Source organism: [Muricauda] lutisoli (nom. illeg.), from assembly GCF_017313105.1.
In the GTDB taxonomy this organism is placed as follows: Bacteria; Bacteroidota; Bacteroidia; order Flavobacteriales; family Flavobacteriaceae; genus Flagellimonas; species Flagellimonas lutisoli.
In genome coordinates this window covers 273690-285599 of sequence record NZ_JAFLND010000001.1, presented here as the reverse complement: position 1 = coordinate 285599, position 11910 = coordinate 273690, and the positions used below count along the sequence as shown (strand labels likewise).

General features: G+C 40.5%; 12 protein-coding genes and 2 tRNA genes. 9 read left to right on the top strand and 5 right to left on the bottom strand.

Annotated features, from left to right (window positions below; genetic code table 11):
• Nucleotides 1-4 precede the first annotated feature (4 nt).
• A complete protein-coding gene (locus J0X13_RS01345) occupies nucleotides 5-499 on the top strand; it encodes a metallophosphoesterase family protein (RefSeq protein WP_207030513.1) in 495 nt (164 codons plus the stop codon).
• Between the two features lie 3 nt (nucleotides 500-502).
• Entirely contained in the window at nucleotides 503-1459 is a 957-nt protein-coding gene (locus J0X13_RS01340) for an MBL fold metallo-hydrolase (RefSeq protein WP_207069692.1), read from the top strand.
• A 69-nt stretch (nucleotides 1460-1528) separates the two neighbouring features.
• Here J0X13_RS01340 and J0X13_RS01335 read toward each other — a convergent pair whose 3' ends face one another.
• On the bottom strand, nucleotides 1529-1939 hold the full coding sequence (locus tag J0X13_RS01335; protein WP_207069691.1) for a DUF4293 domain-containing protein: 411 nt from the start codon (nucleotides 1937-1939) through the stop codon (nucleotides 1529-1531).
• Between the two features lie 189 nt (nucleotides 1940-2128).
• Here J0X13_RS01335 and rho point away from each other — a divergent pair, with 189 nt between their 5' ends.
• From rho to J0X13_RS01310, 5 genes are all read left to right on the top strand, one after another.
• Nucleotides 2129-3742 carry a transcription termination factor Rho gene (rho, locus tag J0X13_RS01330; protein WP_207069690.1) on the top strand — a complete coding sequence of 538 codons (1614 nt, stop codon included), beginning with the start codon at nucleotides 2129-2131 and terminating at the stop codon, nucleotides 3740-3742.
• Nucleotides 3743-3875: 133 nt separating this feature from the next.
• Entirely contained in the window at nucleotides 3876-4541 is a 666-nt protein-coding gene (locus J0X13_RS01325) for a hypothetical protein (RefSeq protein WP_207069689.1), read from the top strand.
• Between the two features lie 131 nt (nucleotides 4542-4672).
• Nucleotides 4673-5239 (top strand): hypothetical protein, encoded by a 567-nt coding sequence (locus tag J0X13_RS01320; RefSeq protein WP_207030508.1) that lies wholly within the window; start codon nucleotides 4673-4675, stop codon nucleotides 5237-5239.
• A 104-nt stretch (nucleotides 5240-5343) separates the two neighbouring features.
• Complete coding sequence (locus J0X13_RS01315) at nucleotides 5344-6030, top strand: hypothetical protein (protein ID WP_207069688.1); 687 nt, start codon at nucleotides 5344-5346, stop codon at nucleotides 6028-6030.
• A 98-nt stretch (nucleotides 6031-6128) separates the two neighbouring features.
• Entirely contained in the window at nucleotides 6129-6815 is a 687-nt protein-coding gene (locus tag J0X13_RS01310) for a hypothetical protein (protein WP_207069687.1), read from the top strand.
• A 69-nt stretch (nucleotides 6816-6884) separates the two neighbouring features.
• Here the strand turns inward: J0X13_RS01310 and rpsT are convergent, their stop codons facing one another.
• The 4 genes from rpsT to proS form a co-directional block, all read right to left on the bottom strand.
• Nucleotides 6885-7136 carry a 30S ribosomal protein S20 gene (rpsT, locus tag J0X13_RS01305; RefSeq protein WP_207069686.1) on the bottom strand — a complete coding sequence of 84 codons (252 nt, stop codon included), beginning with the start codon at nucleotides 7134-7136 and terminating at the stop codon, nucleotides 6885-6887.
• Nucleotides 7137-7171: 35 nt separating this feature from the next.
• Nucleotides 7172-7243 (bottom strand) — tRNA-Glu (locus J0X13_RS01300).
• Between the two features lie 70 nt (nucleotides 7244-7313).
• Nucleotides 7314-7385 (bottom strand) — tRNA-Glu (locus J0X13_RS01295).
• Between the two features lie 80 nt (nucleotides 7386-7465).
• Nucleotides 7466-8941 carry a proline--tRNA ligase gene (gene proS, locus J0X13_RS01290; RefSeq protein ID WP_207069685.1) on the bottom strand — a complete coding sequence of 492 codons (1476 nt, stop codon included), beginning with the start codon at nucleotides 8939-8941 and terminating at the stop codon, nucleotides 7466-7468.
• 94 nt (nucleotides 8942-9035) lie between these two features.
• On the opposite strand from proS, the gene J0X13_RS15675 reads away from it, so the two are divergent.
• Nucleotides 9036-10364: a hypothetical protein gene (locus tag J0X13_RS15675; RefSeq protein WP_207069684.1), complete on the top strand. Its 1329-nt coding sequence runs from the start codon at nucleotides 9036-9038 to the stop codon at nucleotides 10362-10364.
• Nucleotides 10365-10400: 36 nt separating this feature from the next.
• Nucleotides 10401-11903: an OmpP1/FadL family transporter gene (locus J0X13_RS01280; protein ID WP_207069683.1), complete on the top strand. Its 1503-nt coding sequence runs from the start codon at nucleotides 10401-10403 to the stop codon at nucleotides 11901-11903.
• Nucleotides 11904-11910 lie beyond the last annotated feature (7 nt).

Here is an 11910-nt window from a genome sequence, read left to right as displayed (position 1 = left end):
CGAAATGACGAAGATTTTACTGCTTTCCGATACCCATGGGCACATGGACAAAACCATTTTAAAGTATGCGGCCCAAGCCGATGAGATTTGGCATGCGGGCGATATTGGCAGTCTTAGTGTAACCGATCAACTGGAAGCCATTAAGCCTGTAAGGGGGGTGCATGGAAATATTGATGACCATGTGATTCAAAAAGAATTTCCGGAAAACAACAGGTTTATGTGCGAAGGGGTCGATGTTTGGATCACCCATATTGGCGGCTACCCCAACCGCTACAACATTCGTGTTCGGGATGAAATCAGAAACAATCCGCCCAAACTTTTTATTTGTGGGCACTCCCACATACTAAAAGTAATGCACGACAAAAAGCTTGGGCTGCTGCACATGAATCCAGGGGCATGCGGAAAACATGGTTTTCATCAAATGCGGACCATGCTGCGCTTTGTAATTGATGGCGAAAAGATTACGGATCTAGAGGTTATTGAATTGGGAAAAAGATAAAGAATGAAATACAATCTGATCATACTGGCAATTTTCTTGGCAAGCTGTTCGACCAAGTCCTCCAAAAATGAGGATTCCACATCCCAACCCGAACAAAGTGCGGTCACGCTTCATATTTTGGGAACCGTTCAAGATGGCGGCAGTCCCCACATAGGTTGTCAAAAATCGTGTTGTGCAGAACTCTTTAACAATCCCGACCCCACCCGAAAAGTAGTTTCCTTGGGGTTGGTAGATCATAAAAATAAAAAAAGCTATCTTTTTGAGGCCACTCCCGATATGTCCTCCCAACTGAAACTCTTAAAGGAACATGCCCGTAGTAACAGGGAAACCCCTGACGGAATTTTTGTCACACATGCTCATATTGGCCATTACACTGGTTTGATGTATTTGGGCAGGGAAGCCCTGGGAGGAAACAAAGTACCTGTATATGCAATGCCACGAATGAAAGCGTTCTTGGAGTCCAACGGACCTTGGGAACAGCTTGTCTCATTGAAAAACATGGAAATACGACCCTTAAAAAATGAGGTGACCGCTCAACTTACCCCAAACATAAAAGTTGTTCCTTTCACCGTACCGCACCGAGATGAATATTCCGAAACCGTAGGTTATCGGATCATTGGGCCGAACAAATCGGTTTTGTTCATTCCCGACATCGATAAATGGTCCAAATGGGAAAAGGATATTTTGAAAGAAATAAAAAGTGTGGATTTTGCTTTTTTGGATGCCACATTTTTTGATGGTCCTGAGATCGACTCAAGAAATATTTCCGAAATCCCCCACCCTTTTGTTATTGAAAGCATGAGTTTGTTCAAAAACCTACCCAAAAGTGAAAAATCCAAAGTTCACTTCATCCATTTTAATCATACCAACGCACTTTTGAACAAAAACAGTGATTCCCATAAAAAAGTTATGGAAGCAGGTTTCCATATCTCAGCTTTTGATCAAAAAGTCAACCTGTAGACCTTACAAACATAAAAACCCCGGCCGAAGCCAGGGTTTTTTCGCACTAATACTACTAAGATGTTAGGTTCAACGCAAGCGATCAACAGATTTTACAAGATCTTCATCCTTTTTGATAGCCCTGTTGGCCAGGACCAGAAAAACGATAGAAAATACAGGAATCAGCATCCCAATACCCTTCTCAGAAACCACAGTTTCTCCGGATAAGCTTAGCGATCGATAAACGAAAAATCCTAGTAAAAAAAGGTTCAATATCATATTCAATCTGTTCACCACAAATTGATTTTGTCGTTTCTTGTACATCACAATCGATACCACGGCCAATACGGTAATTAAATAAAAGACGAGGCTTAACATAACTTCATCCTGGGCAAACACTTCTTTGCCGCCCACTTCGACCCACAGATTCAGAAAGAACGGAAGTATTCCCGAAATAAGGCCTACTATGAGTAAATATAACGTTTGTATCCGCTGAATCATTGTTCAAATCGATTTCGAATGGCAAAAATAGGCGTCTTTTTGATAAATAAGGCTTTATTCTTGAAAAATTATTTGTAATATTGTCTTGTTATTATCAAGCGCCTACCTCGGAATTCTTTCTCCAGTAGTATCCAAAGATAACTTTACTTCAAATTTTAGAATCACAAGTTTAACTTATTCCATTACTTAATGTTCGAGATTTCAGATCTAAAAGCTAAAAAGCTTCCTGAGTTGCAAGAGATTGCAAAGGATCTTAATGTTCCCAAATTCAAATCATTGAAAAAACTGGACCTGGTATACCAAATATTGGACGTACAGGCTTCCAACCCTAAAGCTGTTGCAGAAACTGTTGCTGCGACCAAAGAAGAAAAACCGGCTCCAAAACCGAAAAAAACAAGGGCTCCGCGCCCCAAAACCACTGAGGCCAAAAAAGACACCACAGGGGACAAACCTGAAAAAGCGCCTCAGAAAAGAGAGCCAAGGGACAAAAAAGACGACTCCAAACCACAGGGAAAACCTCAAAAAAAGGAGAACAAGCCTCAAGACAACAAGTCACAGGGCAGCAATAACCCCCAAAAGAGTCAAAACAACAGGAGAAACAACCAACATAACAAAAGCCACCACGACAAAAAGAACAGCAATTTTGACAAGGACTTGAGAAACAGGTACAAAGAACCTGAGTACGAGTTCGACAGCATTATTGAAAGTGAAGGTGTGTTGGATATTATGCAAGATGGATACGGGTTCCTTAGGTCTTCCGATTACAACTATCTTTCTTCCCCCGACGATATATACGTTTCCCAATCACAGATAAGACTGTTTGGTCTTAAATCCGGGGACACTATCTTGGGAAACATTAGACCTCCCAAAGAAGGTGAGAAATATTTCCCGTTGATCAAAGTGAACAAAATCAACGGACTCGACCCACAAGTGGTTCGTGACAGGGTTGCTTTTGAACATCTTACCCCTTTGTTCCCAAAGGAAAAATTCAAATTAGCGGAAAAGCAAAGCACCATTTCCACAAGAATCATGGATTTGTTCTCCCCCATCGGGAAAGGACAAAGGGGTATGATCGTATCCCAGCCCAAAACGGGTAAAACCATGTTGTTGAAGGATATTGCCAATGCGATAGCGGCCAATCACCCAGAGGTGTATCAAATCATTTTATTGATCGATGAACGTCCAGAGGAGGTTACCGATATGCAACGCAATGTACGGGGCGAAGTGGTTGCTTCTACTTTTGACAAGGAAGCCACCGAGCACGTAAGGGTTGCCAATATTGTATTGGAAAAAGCAAAACGATTGGTAGAGTGCGGTCATGATGTAGTGATCCTGTTGGATTCCATTACCCGTTTGGCCCGCGCCTACAACACCGTACAACCAGCATCTGGTAAAGTATTGAGTGGTGGTGTGGATGCGAACGCACTGCACAAGCCAAAACGTTTCTTTGGTGCTGCGCGTAACATTGAAAATGGAGGTTCACTTTCCATTATCGCTACGGCATTAACGGAAACAGGCTCCAAAATGGACGAGGTTATCTTTGAGGAATTCAAAGGTACGGGCAACATGGAACTTCAGTTGGATAGAAGAATATCCAACAGAAGAATCTTCCCTGCTATCGACCTTATTTCTTCCTCCACACGAAGAGATGATTTGTTGTTGGACGAAAATACCATTCAGCGCATGTGGATCTTACGCAAATACTTGGCGGACATGAACCCGGTAGAGGCAATGGAGTTTATGGAGCAACGCATAAAGCAAACCAAGAACAACGAGGAATTCTTACTCACTATGAACGAGTAAAATCCGACAAGGTTCTATATCATAGTATTAAAAGCCCTTCAAGTTTTTTGAAGGGCTTTTTGTTGAGTCAATTTATAGAAAAGGCATATCTTTAGTTCAGTTTCCCCAAAAACCGAACTATAAACACTTAACTATGATAAATTACAGAAAGGCCTTTCTTGCACTTTTCGGGGCCACATTTTTGATGTTGGGAGCTTGCCAGCAAGGTCCTAAAAAGGAAGAATCCACCGAAACAAAGGATGTTAAAACCACTCAAAAAGAACCTATTGCACCACCCGAGGGCATTATTTCCCTAGAAGAGTCGAAGACCTTGTACGACAACTACACCAAAAACAGGGTGGACATGATTCAGCAATTTGAAGATGGACGCGAATCGGAAGAAAAATTTATTCCGGCTCGATTTACTTCCTTTAGCTATGATAAACTAAAAACTTATATCGCTTTTGCTGAACAAGAAGCTGATAGTGCTGGAGTAGAAATAAGTTCTTTTCGATTTTATTTCGCAAATTATCCTGACAAACCGGATTTTCCAGATGGAAAAAAAATAGTGCACCCTAGGCAAAATTCTATTTTTGTTGTTCCCACTATGATTGTAGATGGTGCAGAATACGGATTTTATATCGGAGCCGACGGTAGTGCCAAATTGATCAAGGATGCTGTGGGCGGTAATGCTGTAGGCCAAAATAAAAAAGGAGGCAAGTCCTATGCAAGCATGCTGCCAAATATGGTTCAGGATGACCCTCAAAGCCTTGTTTTGAACAAAGGGAATTCCTCCCCTCCCCCAAATAGTGATTACTAAACCGGAATGTAATCGAAGATCTAATTTCTTTTCTTAAAGAGCAATTTTTCCTAGTTACTTATTTAGTGACATGGATAATCTCGGTGTTGACTTACAGGAAATATTTTGACACGACCCTAAAATATTTCCCGATGTTTATCGCCTATACCTTTTTTACTGATTTATTAGGGTACTTTATTAAGTTCAATGATAGTTTTCAATTTTTTTCCGAAGGAAAATATGCCTCTTTAAACATTATAATCTACAATATCTATCAGTTGATTGCATATGCGTTTTTTTATTGGGTTTACTTTAAAACCTTAAAAAGAACTCAACATAAAAAACTTGTAAAGTATGGAGCTTTTCTGGTTCTTGTGAGTTATTTGACAAGTTTGATTTTCCAAAATCCATTGTATAGAGGTCTATACTATGCAGAACTTGTTGGATCATGGGTATTATTGGGATGCATAATATTTTATTTTAAAGAAAAGAAAAATGAAAACTCCTCCTACCATCAAGGGAAAAATTTGCTTTTTTGGGTAAGCTCGGGTTCATTTATCTTTTATGCCATAACTCCATACATTTTTTTACTGGGGTCTATAGATGATCATGTATGGTATGATTATCACTTTCAAAAAATATTATTTGTACTCATAGCAATTATGTATGGCTTTTATATGTTGGGACTTTTATTAGGTGAACGAAAAGCATTTAGATGATCAAAAATCAAAGGCCTTTAACATAGATTCACTTCCACAGCTTTTTTACGTTATTTTTGGTTTTCGACAAAAGCACTGAAAGCTAACTGGTTGGCCAGAGAACAATGGAAGAATTTTATACATTTATCTCAGAGCAATACATTCTTCCATTCTATCTTATCGTATGGATTGTGGCCATGGCCCGATACCGCACCTATTTTGATACTCCATTAAAGTATTATCCCATGTATTTAATGTATACCTTCCTTACGGAGTTATTGGGTTATTTTATTAAATATTTTGATGAATTCCAGATTATTGATATTGAAAAGTACAGTTGGTACAATGTGATTATATTCAATATCTATTCGGTGATATCCTTTTTGTTTTTTTATTACATCTACTGGAGAGTTGTTAAAAACCAGACGTACAGAAAATGGATAAAAATAGGAGCCTTGACAAGCATTATCGGGTATGTGGTAAGTCTATTTTTTCAAAATCCATTGTATAGCAACCTTTACTATGCGGATATGCTCGCTTCCTTTATTTTACTTTTTAATATCTGGCTCTATTTTAAAGATAAAAGAAGTGAATCTTCGCCCTACCCCAGCAAACACAACCTCATGTTTTGGATGAGCCTGGGATTGGTGATCTTTTATTCCATTTTCCCTTTCCTGTTTTGGATAGGCTATGAAATCCCACAAATCTGGATTGATTATCACCTTAGGTCCGTATTGCGGATATTGATTTTATTTATGTACGGTACCTTTTTGGTCGGTGTTCTTATCCACAGCAGAAAAGCATTTCGATAAAACCATTTCCTTGATCTTGATTCCAAGATAAAAAACAAAGTTTCCAAGAACAGGAAAATTGCTGTATTTTTAGAATTAACGGCACGGGAACAAGCCCAATGAAAGAATTCTACGATTTTCTTATCGACAATTATACTATTCCAATCTACCTTGTGACATGGATTGTCGTGGTTTTACGATACCGCACTTATTATGATACGCCTTTGCAATATTTCCCCATCTTTATCATGTACACATTTCTATCCGAAATGTTGGCGGCATTGATTTTGCGCTATGAAGAATTCCAATTTTTTTCAGATGACAGCTACAGCAACTACAATGTAATTGTCTATAATATCTATGCGTTGGTTTCTTTCCTGTTCTATTATTATATCTATTGGCATGTTTTAAAGGTCAAAAAACATAAAGCTTGGGTATTGTATGGAGCATTCATAAGTATTTTGGCATTCATGGTCAGCCTGTTCTTCCAAAATCCGTTTCATGTCAGTCTCTATTATGCGGATATCATTTCATCCTTTATTTTACTGTTCTCCATTGGATTGTATATCAAGGAAAAGAGGTTCGAACAAAGTTCATATTCTCAAATACACAACACTATGTTCTGGACCAGCATGGGACTGGCAGTTTTTTACACCTGCTTTCCCATAGTATATTTTATAGTTCACGAAATACCGAAAATTTACCTCGAATACCCCATATTCCAAATATTGATGATAGCAGTGGTATTTATGTATTCCTCATTTATTATCGGCGCAATTGCCGGAAGAAGAAAAGCATTTAGATAGCTTGGAATTGGACCAAAACAAAAACGCCCCCAAAGTGGAGGCGTTCAATATATTTTTGTTTGACAAGAATTACATTGCTGCAACCTTGGTCATCAACTTGCTCTTAAGGTTTGCGGCCTTATTGTTATGAATGATGTTTTTCTTGGCCAATTTATCAATCATACCAACTACAGTAGGCAACAAAGCTTCAGCAGCTTTTTTATCTTCCTCGTTACGCAATTTTTTGATGGCATTACGCACAGTTTTGTGCTGATACCTGTTACGCAAACGTACTGCTTCGTTTCTTCTGATTCTCTTTAATGCTGACTTATGGTTTGCCATTGCTTAAATTTAATTCTTTCTAAATCCTTTTTTTGTAGCCCGTAGGGGAATCGAACCCCTGTTACCAGGATGAAAACCTGGCGTCCTAACCCCTAGACGAACGGGCCATTATTTCAATTTCAAAATTTTAAACTACAAAGTTAAAAAACTAATTTTTTAGCTTAAAACTCTTCTTAGTAGCCCGTAGGGGAATCGAACCCCTGTTACCAGGATGAAAACCTGGCGTCCTAACCCCTAGACGAACGGGCCATATGGTTGCATAATTGCGGATGCAAAAATACAACTATTTTTAAGTCTTGCAACAGTATTTTTTATTTTTTGCAAGCTGTTTAGTAGGCCTTTGCGAACAACACCCTCTTATGGGAAGGTTTTCCTGTTACCATGCACTTGCCCTCCTCGTTTTCTGCATCCAAAGGAATACAGCGAATAGTGGCTTTGGTCTCCTCTTTTATTCTGTCTTCGGTTTCGACGGTTCCATCCCAATGGGCGGAAACAAAACCACCTTTTTCCTCGATAACTTTTTTAAACTCATCATAGGAATCCACTTTGGTAATATGCTCCTTTCTATAATCAAGGGCTTTTTTAAAGATGTTTTCCTGAATCTCATCCATTAAGGAAACTACCTTGTCCACAATCTCTTCCGCCTTTACGATTTCCTTGGTCAATGTATCCCTACGCGCTACCTCAAAGGTACCGTTGGCCAAATCACGCTGCCCAACCGCCAAGCGCACGGGAACACCCTTTAATTCATACTCATTGAATTTAAAGCCGGGCTTATGGGTATCTCGAGTGTCATATTTAACGGTAACACCTTTATCTCGTAATGCCTTTACCAATGGATCCACTTTCTGCGAAATGGCATCCAACTGATCCAATCCTTTATAAATCGGCACAATTACAACTTGAATCGGTGCCAATTGTGGTGGCAGCACCAACCCATTATCATCACTGTGCGTCATGACCAAAGCGCCCATCAATCTCGTGGAAACACCCCATGATGTGGCCCAAACGTATTCTTGCTTACCTTCTTTGTTGGCAAACTTAACATCAAAAGCCTTTGCAAAATTCTGGCCCAAAAAGTGTGAAGTTCCCGCCTGCAATGCTTTACCGTCCTGCATCAAAGCCTCTATACAGTAGGTTTCCTCCGCACCGGCAAAACGTTCGCTCTCGGTTTTGGTCCCCTTGATCACGGGAACACCCATATATTTTTCGGCAAAATCCGCATAAACATTCATCATAAGTTCTGCTTCTTCCACAGCTTCCTCCCTAGTAGCGTGTGCGGTATGGCCTTCCTGCCACAAAAATTCGGCAGTTCTTAAAAAAAGTCGTGTTCTCATCTCCCAGCGCACCACATTGGCCCACTGATTTATTTTTAGCGGCAAATCCCTGTAAGATTGCACCCATTTTCTAAAAGTATCCCAAATAATGGTTTCAGAAGTTGGACGAACGATCAGCTCCTCCTCGAGTTTGGCGTTCTCATCCACCACAATACCACTGCCGTCCTCGGCATTTTTCAATCGGTAATGGGTAACAACGGCGCACTCCTTGGCAAACCCCTCTACATGACTGGCCTCTTTGCTCAGATATGATTTTGGAATAAACAATGGGAAATATGCATTCTCGTGACCTGTTTCCTTGAACATCTTGTCCAATTGACCCTGCATTTTTTCCCAGATGGCGTACCCATAGGGCTTTATGACCATACACCCCCTAACACCTGAGTTTTCAGCCAAATCTGACTTTACTACTAGTTCATTATACCATTTGGAATAATCTTCTGCTCTGCTCGTTAAATTTTTACCCATCTATTGTAGTTTGGCACAAAACTTGTGACTTTAATCATGTAATGATTGGGTAAAACTAATTATTTTTAGTATGTTCAACAATAAAAATTGCGCCATGTTAAAGTCTTTACTCCATAATAAATTCAGAACCTCCGCCGTATTGATGGTTATTGCCCTCTTTATGGCTTCTTGTGGTTCCTACCAACAAGCCTCATATTACGATGATGGAATTTATTCCACCAACGATCGAGTTGTAAGGGTTGAAAAGAAAAATGCCGAAGCGGTAAGAATTGAAGAACAAGAAAGTAATATCTACGGTGATTATTTCGGGGATAAGGCGAACGAGTATGGTGAAATTTTGGACAGCGAGGTTTTTACCGACATTGACAGCTATTCCAGCCAAGTTCAAAACGACACTGTTCCTTATGGTGAGCAAACCGATTATTTTGCTTACAACAATAACTATAACGGAAACCCTGGTTGGGGTGATAACCCCACAAATATCTCCATCAACGTTTATGACAATACTTGGGGATGGGGCGGTCTCGGTTGGGGTTGGAACGACCCATGGCTATGGAATGGCGGATGGGGTTGGAACAACCCATATTATAATTGGGGATGGGGCTGGAACAGCCCTTACTACAGTTGGGGATGGGGTTGGAACAACCCATGGAGATATAATCGTTGGGGCTGGGCCGGATACTACGGATGGGGATACCCATACAATGGCTGGGGCTGGGCCGGATACTACGGTTGGGGCGGATACTACAACAACTATTGGAACCGTCCGTATTATGGCAGAGGGTATAGAGACTATGCTTATATGACAGGAAGAAGGGGATACTCCTCCCGCATACCCGGAACTACGCTCACATCCAGATCAAATGGCTACACCAGTAGGATACGAAACAACAGTGGACGTTCCAATGCGAACTTGTCCCGCAGCAATAACAATTTGGCAAGGAGAAGCTCTCAAGGATATAGCAACAGGTCTAACGTTAGAAGATCTATAAGCGCCGATGCCGTTGCCAGAAACAGAAATTACAGAACAAGCAGAAGCACCAGAACTTCCCCAAGTTATAGTGGAAGCTCAAGAACTGCACGACGTTCTTACGGAACTTCTTCAACTAGAAGCAGCAGAAGCTATAATAGAAGTAGTTCACCTTCATCCAGAAGTTACAGAAGTTCTGGACGAAGTACGAGAAGCTACCAATCAAGAAGTGCTGTACCTAGCAGAAATTACAACAGGTCTTCAAGCAGGTCCAGTTCTAGAAGTTACCGCAGCAGTGGTTCATCCAGAAGTAGTTCCCGAGGAAGTTATCGAAGCTCAGGAAGTAGTTCCAGAGGAAGCTCCGGAGTAAGCAGGTCTTCCGGTGGTTCCAGATCTTCAGGATCATCACGTTCTTCCGGGGGAAGAGGTGGTAGAGGTGGCGGTAGACCATAATTCCATAAACTTATCGATTAATCTAAATCAGAAGAAATGAAAAGAATATTGACTTTCATCATGGTATTGGCATGCACTTTCGCAAGTGCACAGACCATTGACGATGTTCTCCGCTACAGTACGGAAAACCTTCAAGGAACCGCGAGGTTTCAGGCAATGGGAGGAGCATTTGGAGCATTGGGAGGAGATTTGTCCGCACTTAATGTTAACCCTGCCGGTTCAGCAGTCTTTAATTTTAGTGAGATAGGGTTCACAGGCTCCAACTATCATGTAAACAATGATGCATTTTATGGCAATGGCCTAAGAAATACCACTTCCAATTCTTTGGATTTCAATCAAGTTGGTGGTGTATTTGTATTCAATTCGTCGACAGATAGTCCCTGGAAAAAAATCGCATTGGCATTCAACTACGACATGGTGCAAAATTTTGATAATGAGTTTACCGCATCTGGGAACACCGCTGTAGGTGTAGACAATTATTTCCTCAACTTTGCACAAGGAGAGCCCTTGGGGCCACTACGTACGCAACAGGGAGAATTCATAGAGGATGCTTATTTGGATATCGGTGCCAATCTGGGATACTCGGCCCAACAAGCATTTTTAGGGTTTCAATCCGGTATTATAGAATCTGTTGAAGACGATGATCAAAACACTTCCTATTTCTCCAATGCACAATACGGAAGTGTAAATCAAAGATATTTACAGAACACATCTGGCTACAATAGCAAATTCACTTTAAATTTTGCCGGTCAGTATAAGGAAGATTTGTACTTAGGTGCATCGGTGAACTTCCACAATGTTATATATGATAGGGTCTCCTATCTTGATGAAGATGGTTACGATGCGGACTCACCGATACAGTACACCTCTTTCGATAATTTGCTTCATACCGAAGGCTATGGTTTCTCTTTTAGCTTGGGAGCAATTGCAAAAGTAAACCAGTCCATTCGGATTGGCGGTAGTTATCAATCACCAACATGGTATACATTGACAGATGACACCAGCCAACGAATCAATAGTAACCTAGCGGTATCGGACATTGATTTCATCAACTTTAACATTGTAAATCTTTATGATGAATATAGAATAAAAACACCGGAAAAATACACCGGTAGTGTTGCTCTTGTATTTGGGCAAGACGGACTCATAAGTTTGGATTATACCTATCAAGATATGTCCAAAGCAGAGCTTAGGCCTACTTCCGATCCAAATTTTACCGCGGAAAACGATTTTATTGCCAGTACCTTGGGAGCTGTGAACTCATATCGTTTGGGAGGGGAATACCGAATAGAAGAGGTTAGTCTTAGGGCAGGTTACAGGTTCGAAGAAAGTCCTTATGAAAACAGTGATTTTATTGGTGACCTAAACGGTTTTTCCGCAGGTATAGGCTACAACTTTGGAGCAAGCCGATTAGATTTGGCCTATAGCAGAACAGAACAAGATATAAACTCTTACTTCTTTGATGGCGGTATTGATAGCGCTGCACTGATCAATAGAATAAACACCAACATTTCTTTGGGCTATACCTTGAAATTCTAAAAAGTGA